Genomic DNA, 26,831 nt, shown 5'->3' with positions numbered 1-26,831 from the left:
GAATAGAACTTTTTATTATACTAATTTATTTACAATCTGGCTGCGGCGACTCTCGCGAGGGGCACTCTTGCAGCTAACTATTTACTTTATTAAAAACTAAATTTATATGTTATGAACTTTAGTTCTTTACTTTACGACTACCTTGAACGATTCGCCGTCTACCGAAACGACTGCGATACCAGCCGGTACTGCGATGGTTTCGTTGTCGCTATTGATAACTTCATTAGCTACGACTTTGCCAAGGATAGTAGCGATAATCACGTTCTTGCCTTCTGCACCCTTGATGGTTACGGCACCGTCAGTAGCAACTACAGAAACTGCACCTTCAGCGGTGATCGTCTCGTTAGCGGTCGGGTCTGAAGTTTCAGCACGGAGGTTGAACTCTTCGCCCTTTGTATAACCCTTAGCAACCACAACTACACCATTGACAGTTTTCAAATAACCATCTTCTGCTACGCTCGGACGCTGGCCATTTGCGATGTAAGCATCGTAGTCGTAGTAACCGGTCTGGATCTTGAACGCACTTTCTTCGCCTTCATTAATTGAGTTCACATAACGGAATGCGAACTTAGCTACGTTGAAGTCACGTGTGCTCAAGTCGATTACGTCTGCCGGATTATTAGACTTCTGGTAGTTCTCATCTGTGATGTAGAGTTTGTCGCCTGTATGGAAGCCATAAACGAATGACAACTTAGCATACGGTTCATCAACTTCTTCTTCGTTAATGTACTTATTTGTATGGATAGCGCCCTTCGTATAAGCCATATAAGCTGTATCAATCATGTTCACCAAGAAGCGACCATAAGTAGTGTCCGGATGAACAGCCGGATGTCCAGGAATGTCGCAAGGCAATTCGGGAACATACTTCGGATTCACTACAAGCAGATATTGATAACGGTTGTTGTGACCACGGTTTACATAAGCTGTATCTACATAGATAGCTGGAGCCATATCTGTTACCTGAGCAATATTACCCAAGTTCAAGAACTGGCCATTTTCGTACATTACTTCGTAATCGTTCTCAGCACGGAACAAGCGAATTGTATCACCACGATCTACCAACTTATACTCCGGAGCATCTACGATCTGAAGGTCGAACAAGTCGTTCGAGTTTACTTGGTCGTATGCTAATTCTACTTCAACAGCACCCTGCTTCGTAGTAGTTGCACCATACAACTTATTATTCAAGTTCAATGTATAGCAATGGTTCTTTTCATCAAACTTAATACCTAATACATTATACAAACCATCCTGCTTTTCCTTCAATACGAAACGATAAGCCTCTTTTAAATCCTTCGTAGATGAAGTAGTTGAGTTCGGATCACAAATCATTGACAAGATATCCAATGTTTGCGGATTTTCGTAAGTCAGGTATTCACCATTCTTCTTATTCTGCAGCACATAGCTAACCATGGCCAATGTGTCTGTTGCTTCCTGATATTTGCCTTTCGTATCGTAGTAACCCACAGTATTGAATACATAAACAGAGTCTGTCGGAGTCTTCACGCCGCCAAATGTGTTATAAGTTCTTGCAGCCGTCATCGGAACTAAGCTCCAAGTCGCAGCGTCACCAACTTCTTTCGTCAAACCTAACAAGTGTTTGCCTGAATGGTTTTCTGTTACATAGAAGTCAGTTTCTTCCGTAGAAGCTACAGCCAAACGATATTGCGTATCTAATACGTCTTCAGCCTTGAAGTTTGCATAACCGTCCATCTGAACACGGTCATTCTTCAATTCAGAAGCTGTGGAAGTTGCGATAATCAATGTGTCACGAGTAGCTGCGTTTCCATAACCGCTGAACTTAGCGTTGCCATTATCATAGCTTACTGCATATTGGTCGTCGCCCAAGTAATACATATTCTTTACACTGAACGACTCGCCAGATTCACGGTTCGTGAATGTGAATGCATATTTATCAAACGCTTCCGTTTCTTCATCGATTGTAGCGTCTGTAGCTGTTACAGCCCATTGTCCTTCCGGTTTACTAAACAAGAACTTACTTGCCTGAACAGCAGCCACCTCGCCATCTTCGTCCATGGCAATTACTTTGCCGTTATTACGAACGTGCGTAGTCTTCAATGAGATGTTAACATACTTATCTAACAACGGATTGTTCTTTTCATCTGTAGTCTGAACTAATGCACGGCTTCCGAATACAGCGTATACAGGATCGCCAATGCCCCAATTGTGCATGCCTGCAGACAAGAAATAGCCAGCATCGTTGTTATAAGAAATTACACGATATTCAGAAGTGTTGATAGCGTCATTATTCGAATCGCCCTTCACCTTAATCAAATCGATATCACGTCTATGTGAATCTTTATAAGTGATAGTGAACAAATAAGCAACATTTTGTTTTGTTTCAAACGCATCGTCACCACTTTCTGCATTCAGAATTGCCACCATGTCTGCATTCGAGAATGTCTTGAACTTGAAGCCGCCGCCCCAACCTTCGAATTCATTAATGCCTTTTACAGACCACTTATGATCTTCATCCAAATCCAATACGATAATGCCGCTTTCATTTGCTAACAAATAAGTTTCATCTGTAGAAGTTTCGTCTGCAGAATAAGCTTTGAAGCCTGCAACCTCGCCAGAATAAGCATCAACTTTCTTTCCATTCTTATCTACAGGATAAACCGGGTTTAACTTACCTTCAAACGGATTACCTTGCAAGTTTGTAGTAGCTTTATCTGAATTTTCATTCTTAATAGTCAAATAGAAGCCGTCACCCGTCATAGCAGCCAAACGCTGTGCTGTGTAAGCCGAAGATGCTACGATTGCTACGCCGAAGGCTGAAGCACCACCTTCTTCCGAGATAGAAACCCAAGAGAATGTTTGAGTAGTGGCATCATACTTAACAGCTTTATCTTCATCTTTGGCATCTACCAAGTAGAAAGCTCTTGCATAAGACATCGAATTGCCTACTTCTTTAATCTTAAATTCATAAACATCATCAATAGACAACTCTACATTCTCATTGTTCGTGAATTTGTAAACGTCCGGATTCTTCTTATCCTCAGAAATAGTCCAGTAAGCATTGTTTGCAGCTTCACCCAATACGGCATCGGAACTCTTATCTTGAGCTACTACATCCGTTTCGTTGCCAACCTTCAATAAGAAAGTGCCGCCTACTTCAAATGAAGTGATATTTGAAGGAATAGCAACTCCTGTGTTGGCTACGCCAGATGTTGCTTTAGCAAAATCAGTTTCAGTTTGGCCTACATACAACTTGTCATTGTAGATAGAAACAACAGCACCTGTTTCTCCCAAAGTAAAACCACCTTCTTCTGAATAAGCAGCAATAGCATTGTCATTCAATTCAGAAGTTACGATGCCGTCTTTAACTGTCCACAGAGCTGTTTCAATCTGGTGGCTATTCAGATAGATTTTCAACTCCGTAGCATTCATCAACTCTACAACAGCTTCGCCTTCTGCAGTGGTTGTTACAACCAAGAAGTCATCGTCTACTTTGAAGTAAGAAGGCCTTTCGGTATCTGCTACATTAGCTGAAACGGCATATAATGAGAGAGTCGTTTTACTTGCATTTGCCAAATTAGTCTGAGAAAGATCGATATATCTTCCATCTGACGCACTGGCTGCATAATAAAATCCATTATTTTGCCATTTGAAGTTAGAACCAGTAGCTGCTAATACAAAAGCAGAATTATTCCATTGAATAGATTGTTCACCATTCTTTAAAGTAACACTATTTGTCGTCTTTCCTTCAACGCCAAAAAGATAGTCAGCAGCATTCTCCTCGCTTGCAGTAGTAAAATCAGCCAAAGTTTTATCTACTACCTTCAATGTGCCATCTTCAGACACCAAGACTTTTACATTCTCTGAATTCAGATCTGCTGAAGCAATTATAAAGGAACTATTCACTGTAGGTTTAGTTACCTTAATTACTCCTGCCTCTGCCGTCAGAGAATAACCGGCCGCCACGAAAGCAGCCAGCATTAGAGATAATTTTTTGTTCATAAAACTTGATTTTTAAGTTATTAATAAATAGATAAATAAAACTCAATCTCAAATCTTACGAAGGTTTAGCACAACGTTCCCGGCTTTGATTACGAACATAAAAAAAGCGCGGGCTTACGTTGTCTATCATTGTATTTGAGGTACCTAGGAAAGACCCACGTGTCAATAATAGAACAACAGCCCGCGCCTATACGATTATATTTCCAGTTTCCCTGTACAGATACATATATATATATATGTATGAATGATAGGAAACCTTCATCAGTCCCGTATGTAGCGCAAGCATTTACTGTCCATCATTCCGACACGTATTGAAAATTTCCTAGGTTTTCAAATACGGAATAATCTTCGTAAAATGCTTGTCAATATTTCGTTTGATTCCCTTGGATGGAACGCTCTCCATTGCGGAATCGTTGCAAAGGTAAGGAGGAAAAATGAAATAGCAAGAGTTTTAGCGAAAAACTTTTTGGTTTTTATCCGAAACCAAGGGATTCGAGGACGAAAGTCCGGGGTTTGGAGGATGAAATCCGTTTCTTGCCATCGTCTGCACATTCGAGAAGAAAGAGGCCAGCGATTAGTCCTATAATCGTTTGCCATTATAACTATTATCGTTTTCGTTTATCGTTATAATCGCTGGGGATTCTCGTTATCTTTTCCGCCAACCATAAATCCCCCGGGAGAGGAAGTCTGTGTATTCTTTGATGGAAATAGCGATGTTTAATCGACAAAATAGATACAAATACGCGCGGATTTATTACTTTTGCACCAAAATTCCTACGATATGGTTTACAATTGGAATACACGCACGGAGTTGTTGTTGGGAAAAGAGCGGATGGAGAGGTTGGCGGCAAGCCATGTGCTGGTAGTCGGACTGGGAGGCGTCGGTGCTTATGCGGCGGAACAAATCTGCCGAGCGGGAGTCGGACAGATGACGATTGTGGATGCCGATGTGGTCAATGAAACAAACTTGAATCGCCAGCTTCCCGCATTACACTCTACTTTGGGGCAACCGAAAGCGGAAGTGGTGGGTACGCGTCTCTTGGATATCAATCCGCAAATGAAGCTCGATGTGGTGAATGAATTTATCCGCGACGAACAGACGGAGGAGTTGCTGGCATTGGCCCCATACGATTTTCTGGTAGATGCCATCGATTCGCTCAGTCCGAAGGTCTTCTTGTTGTATCATGCATTTCAACGGCAAATACCCCTTATCTCGTCGATGGGAGCAGGAGCCAAGATTGACCCGACGCAAATAGGGATAGCCGACATCTCCAAGACGACCCAATGTGCTTTGGCGCGTGCTGTGCGGAAACGCCTTCGAGGATTAGGCATTCAAAAAGGCATACCGGTGGTTTATTCGAAAGAACCGGCACGTGAGGAAGCCGTAATAGAGGTTGATAACGAGCAATGTAAACGTACTACGACAGGAACAGTTTCATACATGCCCGCGCTCTTCGGATGCCATTTGGCGGCGTATGTAATTAATCATTTATAAAAAGAATATGATTATAGCAAAAGGGATTACAAAGAGTTTCGGTTCGCTGCAAGTATTGAAGGGAATCGATTTGGAAATCCATGAACGGGAAATCGTCTCGATTGTAGGACCGAGCGGAGCAGGGAAGACAACGTTGCTCCAAATCCTTGGGACGTTGGATAAGCCGGATGGCGGTAGTCTCCTGATTCATGGAAACGATGTGTTACACCTTCCCGAAAAGCAACTTTCTGCTTTCCGGAATCAGCATATTGGTTTCGTCTTTCAATTTCATCAGTTGTTACCTGAGTTCACGGCTTTAGAGAATGTGATGATTCCCGCTTTGATTGGAGGCGAAAAAGCTTCGGCCGCCGAGCAACGAGCCCGGGAAATATTGGATTTCCTCCGTCTTTCCGATCGGGTGGCACATAAGCCAGCTGAACTTTCAGGGGGAGAGAAGCAACGGGTGGCCGTGGCGCGTGCACTTATTAACCATCCGCTTGTGATATTGGCTGATGAACCGTCGGGAAGTTTGGATACTCAACATAAAGAAGAACTCCATGCATTGTTCTTCGAGTTACGCGATAAAATGGGGCAGACGTTCATCATCGTGACGCATGATGAACAGTTAGCAGCCCACACAGATAGAAGAATTCACATAAAAGATGGTATGGTATGGCAGAAACAAATAGAGTAACGTTTGGCAGTAAGCTGGGTGTGATATTGGCAACTGTAGGTTGTGCGGTAGGACTGGGAAGCATCTGGCGTTTCCCGTATATGGTGGGCGAGAATGGTGGCTTCGCCTTCTTGCTGGTGTTTATGGTTTGCACTATTTTCCTTGGGCTTCCCATTATGATTACCGAGTTTTTCATCGGGCGGCATTCCCGGAGCAATGCGGCAGGTGCATTTAAGAAGTTGGCGCCAGGGAGTCGGTGGAGCATTATCGGCTATAATGGCGTGTTGGCGGCTTTCCTTATACTGGGATTCTATTCAGTTGTATCTGGTTGGACATTGGAATATATCTGGCAAGCCCTGAGTGGCTCGTTGGATGGAAAAAGCACGGCCGATTTTACACAAGACTTCGAGACTTTTTCTTCCGGTGTATGGCGGCCTATCTTCTGGACAATCGTATTTGTCGCCCTGACACATTATATTATAGCAGCAGGTGTAGAGAAGGGTATCGAGCGAGCATCGAAAATTATGATGCCGGCTCTATTCTTTATTCTTATTGCCTTGTGTATTCGTTCGGTAACGTTGCCCGGTGTGGAACAAGGATTGGCCTTTTTGTTTGAACCGGATTTCGAGAAAATCACTTCGTCGGTCATACTGAGTGCGATGGGACAGACCTTCTTCTCGATGAGTATTGGTATGGGATGTCTTATCACGTATGGGTCATACTTCGGAAAGGATACGAATTTACAGGTAACGGCTTTGGAAGTCATTGTTATTAATACTTTGGTGGCGCTTTTAGCAGGAGTGATGGTCTTTCCGGCCGTGTTCAGTTTTGGCATCGAACCTACGGCAGGACCGGAACTGGTGTTTATTACTTTGCCGAATATCTTCGAGCAGTTGCCTTTTGGAAGTGCTTGGTCGTTTGTTTTCTTTATCCTTTTGGCATTGGCCGCTCTGACATCTACGATTTCTTTGCATGAAGTGGCTACGGCCTACATTCACGAAGAATACCATACGACGCGAGGGCGGGCAGCTTGGATTGTCTCGATAGGCGTTGTCATCTTAGGAACGTTGGCATCTCTTTCATTCGGCGTGCTGAAAGATTGGACTATTGGCGGATTGACTATCTTTAATGCGTTGGATTATATAACCGCTAAAATTATGATGCCGCTTGGCGGTATGTTTATTTGTATCTTTGTAGGGCGAAGAATCGACAAAAAGATACTGAAGGCGGAGTTGACAAATGAGGGAACCATTCCGTTTTACTTCTTCAACACCTATGCGTTCTTCATTAAATATATTGCACCCGTTGGTATTGGTCTTATATTCTTGAATGAATTAGGGTTGATTGACCTCATTCGCACGTGGCTTTAAAGAATACAGCGATATGGAAAACGAGAAAATGTTGTCGCCAAGTTTTTGTTATATCTTGACGGCTAACTTCCTCCTCTATTTTGCCTTTTATTTGATTCTGCCAATTTTGGCATTCTATTTAGAGGAAGAGTTCGCAGCAGGAAAAGGAATGATAGGCTTTGTGTTGTCGTGTTATACAATTGCCTGCATTTGTATTCGCCCTTTTTCAGGTTATTTGCTGGATACTTTTGCCAGGCGTCCGCTTTATCTGGTGGCTTATATCCTCTTTATTGCCATCTTTGGCGGTTATATTTTGGCGACAAGTTTGACGCTTTTCATCGCGCTCCGTATTGTACAAGGATTCGCTTTTGGCATGGTAACGGTGGCCGGAAATACAATCTTAATCGATATCCTTCCTTCGGCTCATCGCGGAGAAGGCATAGGTTATTACGGATTGGCGAATAATATTGCCATGAGTTTCGGACCCATGATTGGTTTATTCATGCATAATACGTGCTCGTATGATACGATATTCTTGTGTGCGTTAGCTTCCGGTGCGTTGGGTCTTTGTGCTGCTTATTTGGTAAAAACGCCCTATAAAGCGCCGATACAACGGATGCCCATTTCCTTAGATCGCTTCTTTTTGAAGAAAGGTATTTGGGCCGGCATTGCGTTGTTGATGCTTTCGATTCCGTATGGCATGACAACGACTTATGTAGCCATGTATGCCAAGGAGATTGGCATCGAAGTAAATTCTGGATTATATTTTACATTTATGGCTATTGGTTTAGCTGTCTCGCGGATGTTTTCTGGAAGGCAAGTCGACAAGGGGCGCATCACGTTCGTCATTTCGTTGGGTATGTATTTAGCCACGCTCACTTTCTTCCTGCTTTCCGCCCTACATCTTTTGATGGCTTGGAATCCGGAGTTTACATCTTATTTGTATATAGGTATAGCTTTGGCACAAGGCGTGGCGTTTGGTACGATGTTTCCGGCATTCAATACCTTGTTTGTGAATTTAGCCCATCATAACCAACGCGGGACGGCGACATCTACTTATTTGACCAGTTGGGATGTGGGTATCGGAATAGGTCTCATGATAGGAGGAAGCTTGGCGGAATCATGCGGAGGATTTGAGTATTCTTATCTCTTAGGAGCTTGTCTGGCGCTGGTTTCTACGCTCTTTTTCCTTTTGAAAGCTGGACCTCATTTTAACCGGGAGAAATTAAGATAACGATTATACAACGAAACGGAATGAAAATTGTAGCAGATGATACGATTCCTTTCCTCAAAGGAATTGCCGAACCTGAGGCCGAAGTAATCTATTTGCCGGCCAAAGGATTTACGCCGGAAGCTATTCGCGACGCGGATGTGCTGATTGTTCGAAGCATAGATAAATGTACGCCGGCACTTTTAAGCGGGAGTTCGGTTCAATTGATTACGACCGCCACTATCGGTTTCGACCATATCGATACGCATTATTGCGAAACACATGGCATCGCCTGGGAGAATGCGCCGGGATGTAATGCGCCTTCGGTCGGACAATACGTGTTTGCTTCGTTGTTGGCATTGGCCTTACGTCGGGGAGAAACGTTGGAAGGCAAGACGCTGGGTATTGTCGGTGTGGGACATGTCGGGCGGGAAGTCGAACGATTGGCTTCCACGTGGAACATGCGCATACTTCGAAATGATCCGCCCCGCGCTGAGGCGGAAGGGCAGAAGGGGTTTGTTTCGTTAGAAGAAATAGCGACTGAGTCTGATATAGTCACGCTCCATGTGCCTTTTACTCGCGAGGGGCGTTATCCTACCTATCATTTGGCTCACGCAGAGTTCTTCCAAATGATGAAGCGGGGTGCTTGGTTTATCAATTCATGCCGGGGGGCTGTGCATGATACCGAGGCGCTTATTCAGGCTAAAAAGAGCGGCATCGTGGGCGGAATTATACTCGATTGTTGGGAAAACGAACCAGATATCTCGCCTGAATTGCTGGGCTTGTCCGATCTGGCTACCCCGCATATCGCAGGTTTCTCGGCGGATGGGAAAGCGACCGCTACCCGCATGTGCCTCGAAGCCATTGAACGTTTCTTCCATATTCGCTTTAGTCGGTTGGCCGAAGTAACGCCACCTGCTCCTGTCTGTCCGGAGATTGATTTGAATGGCTTTGCCGACCATCGCGTCGCCCGTGCTTTTCTTCAGACATTCAACCCGGAAATCGTGGATAAACGTTTGCGAAACAACCCGTCTCAGTTCGAATACTTGCGGAATCATTATGACCATCCGCGCGAACCTAAGGCTTATCGTGTGCGAAATGCCACGACCGACGAACAGAAACTCTTGGAGAAAATGGGATTCCATGCCGGATAAAACTTCTTTTCTTGCCTAAGAAAACTTGCCAGCATAGGCATGAAATCTTCGCGTATGGTCGATATTTGTATATCTTTAGCCTAAAGATACACAAATATCGTCGATACGTGTACAAATATCGACGATATTTATAGAATGCTTCGGCAGGAAAGAAACTTTTCTCGCCTATATGGAAAGGTTTCTGAGGGCATCTGGACATTTATCTCCGCATTTTTTCGATTTTTATACATCGATTTAGCTGATAAAGCATTACATTTGCACCTTGAAAAATAGAGAAACGTAAAAATATGGACAAAGTAAGTTACGCGCTTGGATTAAGTATCGGGAATAACTTCCTGAACTCGGGCATCAAGGATTTGCAAATAGAGGATTTCGTGAAAGGATTGTCGGATGTCTTGAAAGAGGCAAAACCGGAAATTACTTACGACGAAGCCAAGCAAGTCATCAACGATTTCTTTCTGAAACTTCAACGGGAAAAGTTGGAAATCAATAAGAAGGCGGGCGAAGAATTCCTGCATGTCAACAAAGGAAGAGCTGGTGTGGTGGAACTTCCCAGCGGGTTGCAATATCAAGTCTTGAAGCAAGGGACGGGCGAGAAGCCAAAAGCAACGGACAAAGTGAAGTGCCATTACCACGGAACGTTGATTAATGGTACCGTGTTTGATAGTTCAGTCGACCACGGAACACCTGCTGTATTTGGTGTGAACCAAGTGATTCCGGGTTGGGTAGAAGCGTTGCAACTGATGCCCGTCGGTTCGAAATGGCGTCTTTTCATACCGTCTCAGTTAGCGTATGGCGAGCATGGCGCAGGCGAAATGATAGAACCGAACAGTACACTCATCTTTGATGTGGAATTGCTGGATATTGTGAAATAAAACGAATGTAACTCTTTAAAATAGATAAGAATAAGAAATGAAAAAAGCAAATGTTTGGGTTGTTTCCGCATTGGTAGCCATGGGATTGGCGGTTACTTCATGCGGTCCGAAGACCAACGTAAGTTTGAAAAGCGATGTAGATAGCGTGAGCTATGCCATTGGTGTGAATTTCGGTGCCGGACTTCACGAAAACTTGAAGACTTTGCCGGGCGGCGAAGCCAATGTCGATGTATTGATTGCCGCTTTCACGCAAGCTATCAAGGGTGATTCTATCCAAATGACGCCGCAAGAAGCGCAACAATTCATGCAAACCTATTTCATGGAAGCTTCGAAGAAAGAGGCTCAGAAGAATAAGGAAGAGGGCGAAAAGTTCTTGGCTGAAAATAAAACCAAGAGCGGCGTCATCACGACAGAAAGTGGTTTACAATATCAAGTCATCAAAGAAGGTGACGGACCCAAGCCGACCGAGAAAGACCGCGTGAAGGTTCATTATACAGGAACGTTGCTCGATGGCACGAAGTTCGATAGTTCTATCGATCGGGGCGAACCGGCTGAGTTTGGCGTGACGCAAGTTATCAAAGGTTGGACGGAAGGTTTGCAATTGATGCCTGTAGGGTCGAAATATATCTTCTGGATTCCTTCTGATTTGGCTTACGGAAGCCGTGGTGCGGGTGCCGATATCAAACCGAACAGCACGTTGAAGTTTGAAGTCGAATTGCTCGAAATCGTAAAAGACGACGCGAAGAAATAACGTATCGTTTGCGAAATAGGTACGAAAAGCAGGTAAAAGTTATGTTGTAAAGCATAATTTACCTGCTTTTTTATGTTTTCAGCTGTTTTTCTCTTTCAAAATGTTCGTTAATCCAAGAAATATCCATATATTTGATACGGGAATAAAGAAACACAAATATCAAAGTCATATATGGAAAAGATAGACAAACTGGATCGTCAGATCCTAAACATTATTTCAAAGAATGCCCGCATCCCGTTTAAGGATGTGGCGGAAGAGTGTGGCGTTTCGCGTGCGGCCATTCATCAACGCGTGCAACGCATGATTGATATGAATGTGATTGTCGGGTCCGGCTATCACATCAATCCCAAGATATTGGGCTACAATACGTGTACCTACATCGGCGTCAAACTGGAAAGAGGTTCGATGTATAAAGATGTGGTACCGGAATTCGAGAAAATTCCAGAAATTGTGGAGTGTCATTTTACTACAGGTCCTTACACCATGTTACTCAAGCTCTATGCCCGCGACAACGAGCATCTGATGGAGTTGCTCAATTCCAAGATTCAAGAGATTCCGGGTGTGGTCGAGACAGAGACCTTGATTTCTCTCCGTCAAAGTTTGAAACGGGAAATCCCTATCTATAAACCTATCGAAGAATAAGCCCTGAAGTCAGGACGGCATACGATGAAATATGGGTTGTTATTTCTAAGTTTATGGCTGGCAAGTACGGCTTGGAGCGGTTCGTCGCCTTGTTTTCGTTTTCGAGTTTATCTTCACGAGAAAGGGAAGGTTCCTTTTCGTATCGACCAACCTGAACAATTTCTTTCGGACGAAGCCATCGCTCGCCGGGAGAAACAGGGCATTCCGATTACGGATTCAGATTTGCCCATCTCGCCAACCTATTTGGATAGTTTGCGCCAGCTGGGATGCCGCATCGTTACACAAAGCAAATGGATGCGTACCGTCGTGGTGGAACATGCCGATAGTTTGATGGTGGAGCGGCTGTCTCGGTTGCCGATGGTCGATTCGGTCCGATGGGTGTGGAAGGGCGTTGCCTCGCTTCCGCCTGTGCAAGCGGATACGAGCCGTTTGGTACTCGAAGAAGAACCGCTCAAGTCTTATTATGGTTATGCCGAGAAACAGATTCGTTTGTTGAAGGGGGATAAACTGCATAAGGCTGGATTTCGAGGTGCAGGGATGACGATTGCGATTCTGGATGCGGGTTTCACGAATGCCAACCGGATGGAGGCTTTCGCGGCGACCCGCATTCGGGGGACATACAATGTGGTTTATCCGGGTCATACGGTTTTTGCCGGAGACGATCATGGGACGAAAGTATTTTCTTGCTTGGCTTCCCGTTTGCCCCATCTATTGGTTGGTACGGCGCCAGAGGCATCCTATTGGTTGATTAAAAGCGAAGAGACGCGGACGGAGTTTCCCATTGAGGAAGATTATTGGGCGGCGGCCGTTGAGTATGCGGACAGTGTCGGGGTTGATGTGGTATCCTCTTCGCTGGGGTATTTCGCTTTCGATGATTCAACCTTGAATTATACACCCGAACAGCTGGATGGACAAACGGCTTTTATTTCTCGCGTCGCTTCGTGTGCTGCAGAGAAAGGATTGTTGGTCGTGTCGAGCGCCGGTAATGAGGGAAATTCGGAGTGGAAGAAGATTACAGTTCCGGCCGATGCGGCAGATATCTTGACGGTTGGTGCGGTGACCGAGAAGCGCAAGCGCAGTCCGTTTAGTTCTTTGGGCTATACGGCCGACGGGCGTGTGAAACCGGATGTTGTTTCGATGGGGAGCGGATGTTATGTGCTTGAAGGCGACGGTTCGCTTCGCACGGCTAATGGCACCTCTTTCGCAACTCCGATTTTGGCTGGATTGGCCACTTGCTTGTGGCAAGCACTGCCTCATTTGGATGCCCGGGCGATTCGGTTGCTTGTCTGTCGGTACGCTTCGCAATATCGCCGTCCCGACGCGGAATTGGGTTATGGTATTCCTAATATCTACCAATCCTATAAGAAAGGATCCAAATATGGAAAATGATAAACAGGCAGGCTATTCACTGGCGGAACTGTTGGCGCACGTGCGTTTATCGCTCGCCGATGCTTTTCCTGACAGTTATTGGGTGCGTGCCGAGACGAGCGATGTTCGTGTGAATGCGGCTTCAGGTCATTGCTATCTGGAATTTGTCGAGAAAAATCCGCAGACGAACCAATGGGTGGCCAGGGCACGAGGTTCCATTTGGGCGAAGACGTTCCGGATGTTGAAACCCTATTTCGAAATGGAAACGGGACAGGTGTTTACGTCCGGACTAAAGGTACTTGTGCAGGTTAACGTTGAGTTTCATGAGTTGTATGGCTTCAGTTTAAATGTGTTGGATATTGACCCGGCTTATACGGTGGGCGATTGGGTGAAGAAACGGCAGGAGATCATTCGGCAGCTAAAGGCTGAGGGTATTTTTTCCCTTAATAAGGAGTTGCGGCTCCCTCGTTTGCCGCAGCGGATTGCCATCATCACGTCGGCTACAGCGGCTGGATACGAGGATTTCCTTCACCAACTGCGCGATAACCGGGCGGGCTATCCTTTTTATACCTGTCTCTTCCCGGCGGTCATGCAAGGTGAGCGGACGGAGGAATCTATCATCGCGGCATTAGAGCGTATTGATGCGCATCGCGAGTGTTTCGATGTCGTCGTGATTATCCGGGGCGGTGGAGCGACTTCGGATCTGAACAGCTTCGATTCCTATCTGCTGGCGGCTCATTGCGCTCAGTTCCCGCTACCTATTATTACCGGTATCGGACACGAACGGGACGATACGATTGTGGACCTCGTGGCGCATACACGGATGAAAACCCCAACGGCGGTCGCCGAATTCCTTGTCGGATGCCTGGATCGGGAGGCGGAATGGTTGGCTGCTTGCCAACAATCGCTTGCCGCGACGGTGCAACACCTCCTTGCGGTGCAGAAAAGCGGGTTGCAGGCGTTGGGCGCCCGGTTACCGGCTGTAGTGGGTTCGCGCATCGGGCGGGAGCGTTCGTCGCTGCAGGTAATGGGAGGGAAGTTGCCTCTGCTGGTGACTCATCTTTTAGCGCAACGGCAAAACGAACTGGATACAGCCAAGCAACGGATGCGGGTCGCTATCGAAAGCCGCATATCCAAAGAGACACGTGCGTTGGAACTCCACGCTCAGTTCATCCGTCTGGCTTCTCCGGCGTATATCTTGAAGCGCGGCTATAGCTTAACGCTTCGCGAGGGGAAAATCCTGAAGTCGGCAGCCGAGGTAAGGCCGGGTGACCGGTTGACGACTCGTTTCGCGGATGGAGAGGTGGAATCTACCGTGTAACCTGTCTTTTATTCTATCGCAAATCTTTTAATGACTCCTATTATTATGGCAAAGAAAACAGAAACATACACCGAAGCGGTCGAAAAGCTGCGCCGCATTGTGTCGGATATCGAACGTGGGGAGTTGGACGTGGATGTCCTCTCCGAAAATGTGAAAGAGGCGACGCGCCTGATTCAACTCTGCAAAGAGAAATTGTTTAAAGTGGACGAAGAGGTCAAAAAGGTATTGGAGGGTCTGGACGCATGAAGCGATATGTCATCATCGTAGCGGGCGGGAAAGGATTACGCATGGGAGGCGATTTGCCGAAGCAGTTCATCCCCGTAGCGGGCAAACCGATATTGATGCACACGCTCGAGAAGTTCGCCCAATGGGACGTGGAGGCTCGGCTGCTGCTCGTCTTGCCTGAAGCACATCAGGCTTATTGGCAGATGCTTTGCCGGGAAATCGGCTGTCGGGCGGCACATCGTCTCGCGACGGGTGGCGAGACGCGTTTTCATTCCGTGCGTAATGGGCTGGAACAGTTGCGTAGCGAAGTAGAGCCGGGTGATTTGATCGCGGTGCACGACGGTGTGCGTCCATTCGTCTCCGAGGAGGTCATCTCCGCCTGTTTCCAAGAGGCGGAAAGGGGAGGGGCGGCTGTCCCGGTGTGTCCTGTCGTCGATTCGTTGCGGCGGAAAACGGCAGATGGGAAGAGCGAACCGGTAGACCGCAGTCTTTATTATGCCGTCCATACGCCGCAGGTCTTTCGCGCCGAACTCTTGTATCGCGCGTATGGGCAACCTTTCCAAACCACCTTTACCGACGATGCTTCCGTGGTGGAATCGCTTGGCGTGGAAGTGGCGATGGTGCCGTCCAACCGCGAGAACATCAAAATCACCACACCGATGGACCTGGCTATCGCCCGCTCCCTTTTAGGGTCTGAATAAAGAGGGATTCCGCCGGGAGGGGATGCCGAAATAGGAAAATATCAAAATGAGAGGGTATGTCATAATGGATATATAGCACGCAGACGACGCAGACTAAAGCGCAGATAAACGCAGATTTTTATTTTTTTGTATTAAATATCGCGTAGCCATTAAAAAATCTGCGTTTATCTGCGCTTTAGTCTGCGTTTATCTGCATCCCATTTCCGATTTTGGTACGTTCTCTTTATCTTTTATTCCAACGTGATCAGTTCGGGGAATTCGACCACCAGCGGACTGCCGCCATCGTAGGTTTCGATATGGACGGTATATTTCCCACTTGCCAAATCGGGCACCATGGTAAATTCGCAACTCGTATCCGTCACGTTGCTGATGGCAGACGCTTTAATCCATTCCGTAAATCGTCCGTATTCTTCTACCAACGCGATAACGTGTTCCAGCGTCTCATCCTGTCCCTTCAGCAGGAAGCCCTCGAATTCCATAATCGCTTGCGTACCCGCTCTAAATAGTAATGGATTTTCCGGGTCAGCTCCCTCTTTGGGGTAAATGGCCGTAATGGCAGGCGTCGGGGAAGTCGGTTCCTCCTCTTCGTCCTCCTTCTTATTGGTCTTCTGACCTAAATAATAAAGTTTGTAACGCTTGATAGACTCGTTTTGCTGGTCTACGAATGTTTTGTATTCCGTCTCGCCCTCCACCAAGATAAATGCGTTGATAACTTGCATCAGCTTGCGGTAGGCATTATCCACTTTGGTACGTGCATTTCGCAGCGCACCCAGCTCACGTGTCGCATAGGCATTATTTCGTTCCTCGATTAGTTGATTTACCTTCTCATTCGCCGCTTCCAACTGCTCCACCACTTCCGTCAGTCCCAATGTCGCAATAGAAGCCGCATTCTTCTCCTTCAGATCCGTTACCAAATTTTTTACTAACCCTGTCTCCTTATCCATCGGAGCTTTTGGGTCGATATTATAGTCCTTGATATTTTGCGCCACGATTTTTGCCGCCTCGGCTAAAGAGGCTATCGGCAGCATAGCCATACCTTTAACCGTATTTTTCAAGCTGCGCAAAATATCCCCACGCAATTTATCCGTTTCTAAAATCTCGTCACTTAGAAAATTCTTTTGTGAGATTTTCAACGCATTATCCTCCGTCTGGAACGAGGCATCATACGGAGTAAGAAGTTTAGCAAACTTAGTGCGCATAGTTTCATTCGCCTTAATTCTTTGTATCGTATTATCGTGAAACGTATAATGCGCACCATTTGGTAAATTCACCAATTTGAGATTGTCTATTTCTAACATAAGCGATATATTTTAAATTTAACATCTACAAAGTTACGCATATTTTTCTTGCTTTTCAAATATGCAATAAATATTCTGCTTTAATTTTTTTCTTTTTTCTATTTCAAAGTAGATTTGCATCGTGTGATGCAATCCTTTTTCCATTCAGAAATATCCTTGCATCGCGTGATGCAACCTATTTTCCATTCAGAAATACCCTTGCATCACATGATGCAACCTATTTTCCATTCAGAAATACTCTTGCATCGCATGATGCAATCCTTTTTCCATTCAGAAATATCCTTGCATCGCATGATGCAACCTATTTTCCATTCAGAAATACCCTTGCATCGCATGATGCAACTATCTTTCCGTTCAGGAAATGATTTGCATCAGCTGATGCAAATCACTTTTCAAATTGATAATATACTTATTTCTACGTCTCCATCTATCCGCCAAATAAAAACAAGCCCCTTCCCGCACGTAGCGGGAAAGGGCTGATTGTCTGAAACTATTTACTTTTTGTTTTTTACTTCTTCGGCGCCCAGTCGCGAGGAGCAGGCACGTTCGGAAGGGATTTCCGGTGCTGGAGTTCCTTCATAACCTCCTCGATGGCACGGTCGAGTTGTTGGTCCTCCCCATTCCATTCCTTAATTGGGTCGTTGTCTACCACGATATCCGGATCTACACCATGATTTTCGATAATCCAATCGCCCGTCTTTGCATCAAAGCTGGTAAAGAAGGGGACGCGAATATCGGTACCATCCATATAAGGCAGCGGACCACTGATGCCCACAATGCCACCCCATGTGCGCGTACCGATGAGCTTGCCCAATCCCAGCGCACGGAATCCCCACGGGAAGAGGTCACCGTCCGATGCCGAGTATTTATTAATCAAGCAGACTTTCGGACCTACTTGCGTTCCGGATGGCACGGTCCCGATGTGCGACGAACCACGACGCATGGTGAGACGATACGGCTCACGAGCCAACCTTTCCAGAATCATGGGGGATACATTGCCACCACCGTTTGCCCGGTCGTCTATAATCAGACCCTCTTTGTCCAGTTGAGGATAGAAATAACGCGCAAATTCATTCAGGCCTGCCGGACCCATATCCGGTATGTAGATATAGCCAACCTTACCATTCGTTGCTTTTTCCACCTTGCGCAAGTTGTTTTGCACCCAATTATAATGGTAGAGCGAATACTCCTCGGCGAGCGGCGTAATCACCACCTTATGTGCCCCCTCGAGCTGCGGGCGGCTATTCAGCATCAGTTCCGTCGGGACATCCGCTTTGCCGACTAAGAGTTGAAACATATTCTTCACCGAGTTCGTCGGCACTCCGTCGATGGCTACAATGTAATCACCCACCTTCGCCTCGATGCCAGGCTCCGTCAGTGGCGAACGCAACTTCTCGTTCCAGTTCGCGCCTTCCAATATCTTCTCTAATTTGAAAAATCCGCTCTTGTCCCGCGAGATTTCAGCGCCCAAAAGTCCCATCGAGATACGTGGCGGACGCTCCGTTTCGCCCGGATTGACATAGGCGTGGCCACACTCCAATTCTCCAATCATCTCACCGATGATGTAGTTGAGGTCGATACGTGTCTTTGCGTAAGGAACAAGCACCTCGTATTTCTGCTTAATAGCCTTCCAATCCATTCCATGCATATTCGTCACATAGAAACCATCGCGATACGCCCGCCAAGCCTCATCGAAGATTTGTGCCCATTCCTGTGAATAGTCGACCCGAATCTGCATCTGGTTCAAATCAACCGCATCTCCCAGGATAGCTTTCCCCTGCGGAATGTCGGTAACATACAATTGACCGTGTTGATAGATGCCCGCCTTCTGACTTCCCGGTGTCACAAACATCGTACCTTCCGCGACGGTCTCCTCCTTTTGCGTAACCAAGTCAAATACCTTGGTGCCACCCTGCGTGAAGTAATATACTTTGTTGCCCTTTGCATAGAAGTTCGTATAATAACCCGGCGCGACGGGAAGCTTTACAATCCGGAAAGGAAGACCCTCCGGATCTACTTTTATAGGTTGTTCCGAGTCGGTCGCATCCGCACTTTCCGCATCTTGGGTCTGCTTCACTTCCGCATCTTTCTCCAAGAAAGGAGAAGGAGTCTCCTGACTCAACAGCGCCAGGTATACCCCGTTCATTTTATTATATACATGGTTCCACTCCAACTGTCCATATATCGGATTGAAGTCCCGCGCCGACGAAAATACCACATATTTCCCATCTTCGCTGAATACCGGCGAATCCGAGCTATACCATTTATCAGTTACGGCATATTCCTTTTGAGCGGCTAAATCATAAATATAAACAATAGAGAAATCATTGTCGGCGATACGCGAATAGGTCAGCCATCGACTATCCGGCGAGAAGGAAACATCACGCGGTTCGCCGGCCGGGTCTTGCAGCATCACGTGCTTTTGCTTCGAGGCAATGTCGACCACGACAATCCGGTTCTGTCGGTCCGTATAAACAAGCTTTTGCGCATCCGGACTCCAGGCGAAGGTACGGATATAGGTGTCATTATCCTTCGTCAGTTGGACGGATTCCTTTCCCAATCCGCTTTCTTGCAGATACAGTTCCGTTTCACCCGTCCGATCGGAGATATAGGCAATATACTTTCCGTCGGGAGACCAGGCCGCCTCACGCTCGTGTGCTCCCGGCGTGCGGGTCAGGTTTTTCGTGACGCCTTTCCCTATCGGCACATTGAACACCTCGCCACGCGTCGTGACGGCAGCACGTTCACCACCGGGCGAAAGACTGATATTCGTCACATAATCTTTTCCTGCCTTGATAGCCTGGCGCGCATAAATATTATCCGAAGCGAGCGTGATATTTACCTTTTGTGCTTCGTTACTTCCTGCCTTCAGCTTATAGATATAACCTCCATTCTCGAACACAATCCAATCGCCATGCGCCGAGGGGAATTTGACATCATATTCGGTAAAGTTCGTCACCTTCTTCGTCTCTTTTGTTTGCGTATTATATACGAAGAGATTCATCGTGCGGTCCCGATCCGAAATAAAATAGATCTCCTGACCTATCCACATCGGAAAAATATCCTGCGCTTCATGGTTCGTTACATTCGTAACACTTTTAGCCGACGGATTATAAATCCAGATATCATCCGCCTGTCCCCCTTTATAATATTTCCACGTGCGGAATTCCCGCATCACACGATTATACGCCAACTTTTTCCCGTCGGGAGAATAACTACAGAACCCACCTTCCGGAAGCGGAATCGCCTCGGGTAAGCCACCCTCCTTATCAATCGTATACAGTTTACCGTCAAATCCGTCGCTGATACGATTGCGATATACGATACGTTGCCCATCCGAGGTCCATCCCATCACGATATTATTCGGTCCCATACGGTCTGCCACATCATCCCGTTCGTTCGTGGCAGTATAGCTGACGCGGAGCGGCTCACCCCCTTCCGACGGCATGGTAAACACTTCCGTATTGCCATCATACTGTCCCGTAAAAGCAATCGTCTTGCCATCCGGCGAGAAATGCGGAAAGATTTCATAACCCACATACGAAGTGAGGCGTTGCGCTTCCCCTCCGTTAATAGACACTTTATACAAGTCGCCAGCAAATGAGAAGACGATATCTTCCCCATTCGTAGCCGGGAAGCGCAAAAGCCTCCCTTCTTCTGCCGAAACCGCCAGCGTACAACCGGCTAATGCAGCTAATAAAAATCTTTTCTTCATGGTGCTTTTCTATTTATATAAATTTTTGCTTGCAAATATACGAAAATTGCTTCTTTTTCCTTACCTTGCAGCGCAAAACAGAAAAGCAGCATATGGAAAACAACGTAAAAGAGCCCGCGCGGCTTTGGAAAGTATTGAAATCCGAATATATATACCGTGATGCGTGGCTGACGGCGCAAAAAGACACCGTCGAACTGCCCAACGGAAATCGGATTCCCAATTATTATATTTTGGAATATCCTGATTGGGTACATACGATTGCAATCACCAAGGAGGGAAAGTTTATTTTCATTCGGCAATACCGCCACGGCATTCAAGAAGTGCGCTACGAACTTTGTGCCGGCGTATGCGACGCCTCAGATGCCTCTCCCCTGGAAACGGCTCAACGCGAATTAAGCGAGGAAACAGGTTATGGAGGAGGCGTATGGAAGGAATATATGAAATGTTGTGCCAATCCCAGCACGATGAACAACTGGACCTACACATTTGTGGCTACCGACGTAGAGCCTATCTCCGCTCCCCACCGGGAACCGACAGAAGACCTCTCGGTTCATTTCCTCACCCGCGAAGAAGTCATTGAGCTCCTCCAACAGGATGAAATCAAACAATCGCTCCACGCAGCTGCCCTATGGAAATACGTAGCTGAAAATCATTTAATCTAAGTAGACAAAATAGATTCGAATTAAGACAGATGAAACAACTAATCGTAAATATGCTCTGTAGCCTGGCTACCCTGTTTGGAGCCTGCGCGCAGCAAGAAGGATATGAAACGCTCCCAGCGCAAGCCTTTGACCAGAAGCTGAAGGAAACTCCCTCGATACAACTCCTCGATGTCCGCACGGCCGACGAGTATAATCAAGGACATATAGACCATGCCCTGAACCTGGATGTCAAACAACCCAACTTTATGCAGCAAGCCGATTCCCTGCTCGATAAAAAATATCCCGTGGCGGTCTATTGCCGGAGCGGCGTAAGGAGTCAGCAGGCAGCACGACAGTTGGTAGAACAGGGATTTATCGTTTACAACCTAAAAGGTGGGTATTTAGAATGGAAAGCATATCAACCCTAAAATAAAAAAGGGAACGGCTGGAAAGCATGAGCCTGTGAGACTTGGTTTGGGGATGTCTTTAATTCGTCCGATGCTTTAGCACAAAAGTTTGTGTTCCTGTTCGGACCTGTATCAAGAGCATCTCATGGTGTAAAGGCAATGCCACTCGAACCGAACCAGACGAAACGGACAACTTTCGAAGCAGTTTCCCCTGTAGGTTATAGATAACTACCCATCCCGGCGAGTCCAGCGAAGGAAGCACCAGCTCATTCCCTTCTATCCGATAAAGTAGGGAAGGAGCGGGAGATTCAATCCCAGTTACAGGACCCCGCTGGAGTGCCAGCGAAGAAAGAGCCGAGGAAGTGATAAGGGAGCGCGTATCCGTTTTCTCTTTATAAATAGTCAACTCCGTATTTCCTGTAGCTTTGACGAAAAAAGCGGCATGAGGAGGAAGGCTATGTTCGCTTCCGATAGCGTATGCTTCATATCCGGAACCGTCATAGACATAGACATGCCCATCTAAGTAAGGATTGGGTTGAATCTCGCTTAGAGAGAGCGAAGAGGGGTAAGGATTGCCACAGAGGAACCAGCCATTATCAGCCTCGTCTCCCATTTGAGCTTCATCCGCTTCAATGGGAATGCGCATTTCCGTTGTGAACTCCAGTGTCTCACCCGAAGAGGTGAAGGCGAGTGTCGAGGTATCGGATGTCTCGTCGATGGCGACTAAATAACCTTTCCCTTTACGAAAGAGAGGCTGAGATGCGTCAAACGAATCCGGAGAAAGAACCCGCCAATTAGCTTCGGATTCACCACCCGCCGAACGTGACACGCCATCATATTCACGTACATAAAAGATGTTCGCTGCTTTGGAAGATGTATCGGTCGAGGCATCGCCCCATTCGAAATCTTCGTCCACACCCTCAAGATATACATCGAAAGGGAAAGAGAGGAAATACCATTTCCCCTTTTCGGGAAATGTATAAAGTGAGGTCATTCCAGAAGTCCGCAAAGCGCCCTGCGAAGTAAATTGGATATCGGCGTGGTAGGTCATGAGGGATTGGCAGATGGCAGGTCGGTCGATAGTGACTTCACCTTGGATTAAACCAATCCGATGCGGAGTGGGGTAAAGATGCGTCCAATTATTCCAATCAAACCAATTGCCCGAAGAAGTAAGGAGCGTGTATAAAGGTGCATAGAATTTCCAAAGTACGCTATCTACGCAATAATAACCAGTATCGGATGGATTCGTGCCTTCATAAACCATGAGGGCTAAACTGTCTGGTTCCGTATATTGAAAATGAGCAAGGCATTTGGAAGTTTGCCTAAAATAATATGAGACATCATCTTTGCCAATTTTCAAAACATCAGTTTCAATTTGTTCATTTCTATAAGCCCAATTGCCAAAATAATATAGATGTTCTCCTGTATTTACGTGTTGAACAGCAAAAGGTATATTAATTTCGGATCTTTTGCTCGCAGTTTTGTCATAAGGCAGCGATTCGAAATTAAAAGATAAGGTACTTCCTGGATATAAACGAATGGCTCGGCTATCTGATGCGCCCCGAATGCCTTCCTCTTTCGGGTAAAAGAAATCATGCTTTCCCGTCACGGTATAATCCCAAATATTATACTCTTCTTCATCGAAACCTTGCAGGAAAATCGTGTCTTTTACGGCTTCAGTAGGATTTTCTCTCTTGTTTGACACTAATGTCTCCCAATCCTCCGGATTTGTCCATTTGGATTGTGCAACACTCACGTTTACTACTAATTGAAATGCGGCGATAAACGCCCATGGATAATACTTTCTAGTTGTCTTCATAGCCCTTTGATTTTGGGTGATTACTAATTTGCCGGTAAAGGTACAAAAAAGATTTGAAATGATTATCTTTGCGGCATGAAAGAATTTATTATTAGCGAAGCACAAACAGAGAAAGCCGTGTTGGTGGGGTTAGTTACCCCGCAACAGAATGAGCAAAAGGTCAAAGAGTATTTAGACGAACTGGCATTCTTGGCGGATACAGCCGGGGTGGAAGCCGTGAAGAGTTTCACACAGAAGCTGGATGGACCGAATTCAGTTACATTTGTTGGAACGGGTAAACTGCAGGAGATTAAGGCGTATGTTGAGGAAAATGAAATCGGGTTGGTGATTTTCGATGATGAACTCTCGGCCAAGCAACTCCGTAATATCGAGAAGGAACTTCAGGTTAAGATATTGGATCGCACGAACCTGATTCTCGATATCTTCGCCCGCCGCGCGCAAACGGCTCATGCGAAGACGCAAGTCGAGTTGGCGCAATATCGCTATATGTTGCCGCGGCTGACAAGATTGTGGACACACTTGGAGCGGCAACGCGGTGGCGTCGGCATGCGTGGACCAGGTGAAACGCAGTTGGAGACCGACCGTCGTTTGATTATGGATAAGATTGCACGCCTCAAACGGGAGTTGGTGGAAATCGACAAGCAAAAGAGTGTCCAGCGAAAGAACCGCGGTAAGCTGGTGCGCGTGGCCTTGGTGGGTTATACGAACGTTGGCAAATCGACGTTGATGAACTTATTGAGCAAAAGCGATGTGTTTGCTGAAAACAAATTGTTTGCCACGCTGGATACAACGGTTCGAAAAGTCATTATCGAGAACTTGCCCTTTTTGCTTTCCGATACGGTTGGGTTCATCCGTAAGTTACCGACGGAATTGGTTGAATCCTTCAAATCGACACTGGATGAAGTACGCGAGGCCGACCTCTTGGTACACGTGGTGGATATTTCGCATCCCAGCTTTGAGGAGCAAATCGAAGTGGTCAATAAAACCTTGGCCGAAATAGACGACCGCGAGAAGCCGATGATTATGGTTTTCAATAAAGTGGATGCTTTTACGTTTGTGCCTAAGGACGAGGATGACCTGACACCTCGGACGCGCGAAAACATCAATCTCGACGAACTTAAACAGACTTGGATGGCGAAGCTCCAAGATAATTGCATCTTTATCTCTGCCAAGGAACGTACGAATATCGAGACATTGAAATCTTTGCTTTATGAACGCGTGAAGCAAATCCATACCACGCGTTTCCCTTACAATGATTTCTTGTTCCAGCATTATGAAGAGGATTTATAGTCCACATGCAAGGAAAACCATAAAAAACCGTCCTTCTGCCTGAAAACCGGAGAAGGACGGAAAAATGATACAAAAAAATGAAAATTTGATTCAATAACGATAATGCTCCGCTTTGTAGGGGCCTTCTACCGGCACACCGATGTAATCAGCCTGTTTCTGCGTTAGTTTCGTTAGTTTTACACCAATACGTTCCAAGTGCAGGCGTGCTACTTCTTCGTCTAAATGCTTGGGTAGGCGGTAAACACCGATTTCATACGGTTTCTGCCATAAATCCATTTGTGCCAGGACTTGGTTGGTGAAGGAATTGCTCATGACAAATGAAGCATGTCCCGTAGCGCATCCCAAATTCACTAAACGTCCTTCGGCCAATAGGAAAATCGAATGCCCATCGGGGAAGGTATATTTATCAACTTGCGGTTTGATGTTCAAATGGCGGATGCCAGGGTAGTTTACCAGTTTGTCTACTTGGATTTCGTTGTCGAAATGTCCGATGTTGCAGACGATGGCTTGGTCTTTCATCTGTGCCATGTGTTCGATGGTGATGATGTCGCAGTTTCCTGTCGTCGTGACGAAGATATTGCCTTCTTTCACCGCCTCTTCCATTGTGGTGACTTCAAAGCCTTCCATGGCGGCTTGAAGCGCACAAATCGGGTCGATTTCCGTCACCAACACACGGGCGCCATACGAACGCATCGAGTGCGAACAGCCTTTACCTACGTCTCCATAGCCAGCCACCACGACCACCTTTCCGGCAATCATCACGTCGGTCGCCCGCTTGATGCCGTCGGCCAACGATTCGCGGCAGCCGTAGAGGTTGTCGAACTTGGATTTCGTGACGGAATCATTGACGTTAATCGCCGGGATGAGCAGTTCGCCTCGTTCCATCATCTGGTAAAGGCGATGTACGCCGGTTGTGGTCTCTTCCGAGACGCCACGCATTTCGCCGACGGTACGATGCCAACGCTGCGGGTCCTCGTCGAGGATGCGGCGGAGCGTATCCAAGATACATTGTTCCTCGTGGTTGGAGGCAGCATATTGGAGTGTTGTCGGGTCCTCCTCTGCCCGATAGCCTTTATGGAGCAAGAGCGAGGCGTCACCGCCGTCGTCTACAATCAAGTGCGGCCCTTTGCCATCCGGGAAACGGAGCGCCATCTCCGTACACCACCAATACTCTTCCAGCGTCTCGCCTTTCCAAGCAAATACAGGCACACCGTCTGCGGCAATCGCGGCTGCGGCATGGTCTTGCGTAGAAAAGATATTGCAACTGGCCCAGCGGACTTCCGCACCGAGCGCGACGAGCGTTTCAATTAATACGGCAGTCTGGATGGTCATGTGCAACGAACCCGTGATGCGGGCACCTTTCAGTGGCTTCGCATCCGCATATTTATGGCGCAACGCCATGAGGCCGGGCATTTCATGTTCGGCAATCTCGATTTCTTTTCTTCCGAAGTCGGCCAAACTCATGTCGGCTACCTTGTAAGGCAAATTCGTAGGAAATAGTTGTGTTGTCATCTTAATTCGCTAAATTATTCGGGCGCAAAGGTACGAAAAAATCTTACATGGAGCGTGTGAAGGGCAGCTAAGATGATGGCAAACGACTACGGCTATCGACCTTTCGCCGCCCGCCCTATCTATGCTTCGTATCTCATGTGGAATACGAAAATATCTAATATGGGATATAAAAATATTCCACATGGGATACGAAAATATCTCTGGTTAGATATGAAGCATGGATAGGACGGACGGCGAAGCACCAACAGGGCAGGCGGCAAAAAGAAACGCGCCCCGGTCTTCGCAGACGGGAGCGCGCTTTGAATAGAATTTTCTACTAATATTAATACTAACGTATTTCTTTGGCTGCGGCGACTCTCGCGAGGGGCACTGAGCAGCTTATTAACTATTTATTAACAACTTAAATTTATAATGTTATGAACTTT

General features: G+C 46.5%; 21 protein-coding genes. 16 read left to right on the top strand and 5 right to left on the bottom strand.

Annotated elements, in window-relative coordinates; all coding sequences use genetic code 11:
• Positions 1-126 precede the first annotated feature (126 nt).
• Positions 127-3,981: a DUF6383 domain-containing protein gene (locus B5F77_RS13635; RefSeq protein ID WP_140392891.1), complete on the bottom strand. Its 3,855-nt coding sequence runs from the start codon at positions 3,979-3,981 to the stop codon at positions 127-129.
• A gap of 781 nt (positions 3,982-4,762) precedes the next feature.
• Between B5F77_RS13635 and B5F77_RS13630 the strand changes: the two genes are divergently transcribed.
• From B5F77_RS13630 to B5F77_RS13575, 12 genes are all read left to right on the top strand, one after another.
• A complete protein-coding gene (locus tag B5F77_RS13630; RefSeq protein ID WP_087331721.1) occupies positions 4,763-5,476 on the top strand; it encodes a tRNA threonylcarbamoyladenosine dehydratase in 714 nt (237 codons plus the stop codon).
• A 7-nt stretch (positions 5,477-5,483) separates the two neighbouring features.
• On the top strand, positions 5,484-6,149 hold the full coding sequence (locus B5F77_RS13625; protein ID WP_087331719.1) for an ABC transporter ATP-binding protein: 666 nt from the start codon (positions 5,484-5,486) through the stop codon (positions 6,147-6,149).
• On the top strand, positions 6,128-7,498 hold the full coding sequence (locus B5F77_RS13620; RefSeq protein ID WP_087331717.1) for a sodium-dependent transporter: 1,371 nt from the start codon (positions 6,128-6,130) through the stop codon (positions 7,496-7,498). The genes B5F77_RS13625 and B5F77_RS13620 overlap by 22 nt, the downstream gene beginning before the upstream one ends.
• 13 nt (positions 7,499-7,511) lie before the next feature.
• The gene (locus B5F77_RS13615) at positions 7,512-8,711 is read left to right on the top strand and encodes an MFS transporter (RefSeq protein WP_087331715.1); all 1,200 of its coding nucleotides are present in this window, start codon (positions 7,512-7,514) and stop codon (positions 8,709-8,711) included.
• Positions 8,712-8,731: 20 nt separating this feature from the next.
• Complete coding sequence (pdxB, locus tag B5F77_RS13610; protein WP_087331712.1) at positions 8,732-9,841, top strand: 4-phosphoerythronate dehydrogenase PdxB; 1,110 nt, start codon at positions 8,732-8,734, stop codon at positions 9,839-9,841.
• Between the two features lie 287 nt (positions 9,842-10,128).
• Positions 10,129-10,716 (top strand): FKBP-type peptidyl-prolyl cis-trans isomerase, encoded by a 588-nt coding sequence (locus B5F77_RS13605; protein ID WP_087331710.1) that lies wholly within the window; start codon positions 10,129-10,131, stop codon positions 10,714-10,716.
• A 37-nt stretch (positions 10,717-10,753) separates the two neighbouring features.
• Entirely contained in the window at positions 10,754-11,467 is a 714-nt protein-coding gene (locus B5F77_RS13600; RefSeq protein ID WP_087331708.1) for an FKBP-type peptidyl-prolyl cis-trans isomerase, read from the top strand.
• A 171-nt stretch (positions 11,468-11,638) separates the two neighbouring features.
• Positions 11,639-12,109 (top strand): Lrp/AsnC ligand binding domain-containing protein, encoded by a 471-nt coding sequence (locus B5F77_RS13595; RefSeq protein WP_087331706.1) that lies wholly within the window; start codon positions 11,639-11,641, stop codon positions 12,107-12,109.
• Between the two features lie 24 nt (positions 12,110-12,133).
• Positions 12,134-13,498 carry a S8 family serine peptidase gene (locus B5F77_RS13590; protein WP_087331704.1) on the top strand — a complete coding sequence of 455 codons (1,365 nt, stop codon included), beginning with the start codon at positions 12,134-12,136 and terminating at the stop codon, positions 13,496-13,498.
• Entirely contained in the window at positions 13,488-14,798 is a 1,311-nt protein-coding gene (xseA, locus tag B5F77_RS13585) for an exodeoxyribonuclease VII large subunit (RefSeq protein ID WP_239446363.1), read from the top strand. The genes B5F77_RS13590 and xseA overlap by 11 nt, the downstream gene beginning before the upstream one ends.
• A 45-nt stretch (positions 14,799-14,843) precedes the next feature.
• On the top strand, positions 14,844-15,044 hold the full coding sequence (xseB, locus tag B5F77_RS13580) for an exodeoxyribonuclease VII small subunit (protein ID WP_087331727.1): 201 nt from the start codon (positions 14,844-14,846) through the stop codon (positions 15,042-15,044).
• Positions 15,041-15,724, top strand: a complete 684-nt coding sequence (locus B5F77_RS13575; protein ID WP_087331700.1) for a 2-C-methyl-D-erythritol 4-phosphate cytidylyltransferase — start codon at positions 15,041-15,043, stop codon at positions 15,722-15,724. Before xseB ends, B5F77_RS13575 begins: the two co-directional genes overlap by 4 nt.
• Before the next feature lie 230 nt (positions 15,725-15,954).
• Here B5F77_RS13575 and B5F77_RS13570 read toward each other — a convergent pair whose 3' ends face one another.
• Positions 15,955-17,022 carry a DUF6261 family protein gene (locus B5F77_RS13570; protein WP_087331698.1) on the bottom strand — a complete coding sequence of 356 codons (1,068 nt, stop codon included), beginning with the start codon at positions 17,020-17,022 and terminating at the stop codon, positions 15,955-15,957.
• A 207-nt stretch (positions 17,023-17,229) separates the two neighbouring features.
• On the opposite strand from B5F77_RS13570, the gene B5F77_RS13565 reads away from it, so the two are divergent.
• On the top strand, positions 17,230-17,502 hold the full coding sequence (locus B5F77_RS13565; RefSeq protein ID WP_087331696.1) for a hypothetical protein: 273 nt from the start codon (positions 17,230-17,232) through the stop codon (positions 17,500-17,502).
• A 28-nt stretch (positions 17,503-17,530) separates the two neighbouring features.
• On the opposite strand, the gene B5F77_RS13560 is transcribed toward B5F77_RS13565, so the two are convergent.
• A complete protein-coding gene (locus tag B5F77_RS13560) occupies positions 17,531-20,737 on the bottom strand; it encodes a S41 family peptidase (protein ID WP_087331694.1) in 3,207 nt (1,068 codons plus the stop codon).
• 92 nt (positions 20,738-20,829) lie between these two features.
• Between B5F77_RS13560 and B5F77_RS13555 the strand changes: the two genes are divergently transcribed.
• Together B5F77_RS13555 and B5F77_RS13550 are read left to right on the top strand one after the other, a co-directional pair.
• Entirely contained in the window at positions 20,830-21,399 is a 570-nt protein-coding gene (locus tag B5F77_RS13555) for an NUDIX hydrolase (RefSeq protein ID WP_087331725.1), read from the top strand.
• 29 nt (positions 21,400-21,428) lie between these two features.
• A complete protein-coding gene (locus tag B5F77_RS13550; RefSeq protein ID WP_087331692.1) occupies positions 21,429-21,806 on the top strand; it encodes a rhodanese-like domain-containing protein in 378 nt (125 codons plus the stop codon).
• 58 nt (positions 21,807-21,864) lie between these two features.
• Here the strand turns inward: B5F77_RS13550 and B5F77_RS13545 are convergent, their stop codons facing one another.
• Positions 21,865-23,604: a hypothetical protein gene (locus tag B5F77_RS13545; RefSeq protein ID WP_087331690.1), complete on the bottom strand. Its 1,740-nt coding sequence runs from the start codon at positions 23,602-23,604 to the stop codon at positions 21,865-21,867.
• A 75-nt stretch (positions 23,605-23,679) separates the two neighbouring features.
• Between B5F77_RS13545 and hflX the strand changes: the two genes are divergently transcribed.
• Positions 23,680-24,894 (top strand): GTPase HflX, encoded by a 1,215-nt coding sequence (hflX, locus tag B5F77_RS13540; RefSeq protein ID WP_087331688.1) that lies wholly within the window; start codon positions 23,680-23,682, stop codon positions 24,892-24,894.
• A gap of 90 nt (positions 24,895-24,984) precedes the next feature.
• On the opposite strand, the gene ahcY is transcribed toward hflX, so the two are convergent.
• Positions 24,985-26,406, bottom strand: coding sequence for an adenosylhomocysteinase (gene ahcY, locus B5F77_RS13535; protein WP_087331686.1), 1,422 nt, complete (start codon positions 26,404-26,406; stop codon positions 24,985-24,987).
• Between the last annotated feature and the right edge of the window lie 425 nt (positions 26,407-26,831).

This window comes from Parabacteroides sp. An277, assembly GCF_002159645.1.
Classification (GTDB): Bacteria; Bacteroidota; Bacteroidia; order Bacteroidales; family Tannerellaceae; genus Parabacteroides.
Note: the sequence above shows the minus strand (reverse complement) of the source record. Positions and strands in the feature narration are given on the sequence as shown.

What these genes read in the sequence shown, in the direction of transcription:
- B5F77_RS13635 (WP_140392891.1), bottom strand. Translation starts at nt 3,981, where the DNA reads ATGAACAAAAAATTATCTCTAATGCTGGCTGCTTTCGTGGCGGCCGGT.
- B5F77_RS13630 (WP_087331721.1), top strand. Translation starts at nt 4,763, where the DNA reads ATGGTTTACAATTGGAATACACGCACGGAGTTGTTGTTGGGAAAAGAG.
- B5F77_RS13625 (WP_087331719.1), top strand. Translation starts at nt 5,484, where the DNA reads ATGATTATAGCAAAAGGGATTACAAAGAGTTTCGGTTCGCTGCAAGTA.
- B5F77_RS13620 (WP_087331717.1), top strand. Translation starts at nt 6,128, where the DNA reads ATGGCAGAAACAAATAGAGTAACGTTTGGCAGTAAGCTGGGTGTGATA.
- B5F77_RS13615 (WP_087331715.1), top strand. Translation starts at nt 7,512, where the DNA reads ATGGAAAACGAGAAAATGTTGTCGCCAAGTTTTTGTTATATCTTGACG.
- pdxB (WP_087331712.1), top strand. Translation starts at nt 8,732, where the DNA reads ATGAAAATTGTAGCAGATGATACGATTCCTTTCCTCAAAGGAATTGCC.
- B5F77_RS13605 (WP_087331710.1), top strand. Translation starts at nt 10,129, where the DNA reads ATGGACAAAGTAAGTTACGCGCTTGGATTAAGTATCGGGAATAACTTC.
- B5F77_RS13600 (WP_087331708.1), top strand. Translation starts at nt 10,754, where the DNA reads ATGAAAAAAGCAAATGTTTGGGTTGTTTCCGCATTGGTAGCCATGGGA.
- B5F77_RS13595 (WP_087331706.1), top strand. Translation starts at nt 11,639, where the DNA reads ATGGAAAAGATAGACAAACTGGATCGTCAGATCCTAAACATTATTTCA.
- B5F77_RS13590 (WP_087331704.1), top strand. Translation starts at nt 12,134, where the DNA reads ATGAAATATGGGTTGTTATTTCTAAGTTTATGGCTGGCAAGTACGGCT.
- xseA (WP_239446363.1), top strand. Translation starts at nt 13,488, where the DNA reads ATGGAAAATGATAAACAGGCAGGCTATTCACTGGCGGAACTGTTGGCG.
- xseB (WP_087331727.1), top strand. Translation starts at nt 14,844, where the DNA reads ATGGCAAAGAAAACAGAAACATACACCGAAGCGGTCGAAAAGCTGCGC.
- B5F77_RS13575 (WP_087331700.1), top strand. Translation starts at nt 15,041, where the DNA reads ATGAAGCGATATGTCATCATCGTAGCGGGCGGGAAAGGATTACGCATG.
- B5F77_RS13570 (WP_087331698.1), bottom strand. Translation starts at nt 17,022, where the DNA reads ATGTTAGAAATAGACAATCTCAAATTGGTGAATTTACCAAATGGTGCG.
- B5F77_RS13565 (WP_087331696.1), top strand. Translation starts at nt 17,230, where the DNA reads ATGATGCAACCTATTTTCCATTCAGAAATACTCTTGCATCGCATGATG.
- B5F77_RS13560 (WP_087331694.1), bottom strand. Translation starts at nt 20,737, where the DNA reads ATGAAGAAAAGATTTTTATTAGCTGCATTAGCCGGTTGTACGCTGGCG.
- B5F77_RS13555 (WP_087331725.1), top strand. Translation starts at nt 20,830, where the DNA reads ATGGAAAACAACGTAAAAGAGCCCGCGCGGCTTTGGAAAGTATTGAAA.
- B5F77_RS13550 (WP_087331692.1), top strand. Translation starts at nt 21,429, where the DNA reads ATGAAACAACTAATCGTAAATATGCTCTGTAGCCTGGCTACCCTGTTT.
- B5F77_RS13545 (WP_087331690.1), bottom strand. Translation starts at nt 23,604, where the DNA reads ATGAAGACAACTAGAAAGTATTATCCATGGGCGTTTATCGCCGCATTT.
- hflX (WP_087331688.1), top strand. Translation starts at nt 23,680, where the DNA reads ATGAAAGAATTTATTATTAGCGAAGCACAAACAGAGAAAGCCGTGTTG.
- ahcY (WP_087331686.1), bottom strand. Translation starts at nt 26,406, where the DNA reads ATGACAACACAACTATTTCCTACGAATTTGCCTTACAAGGTAGCCGAC.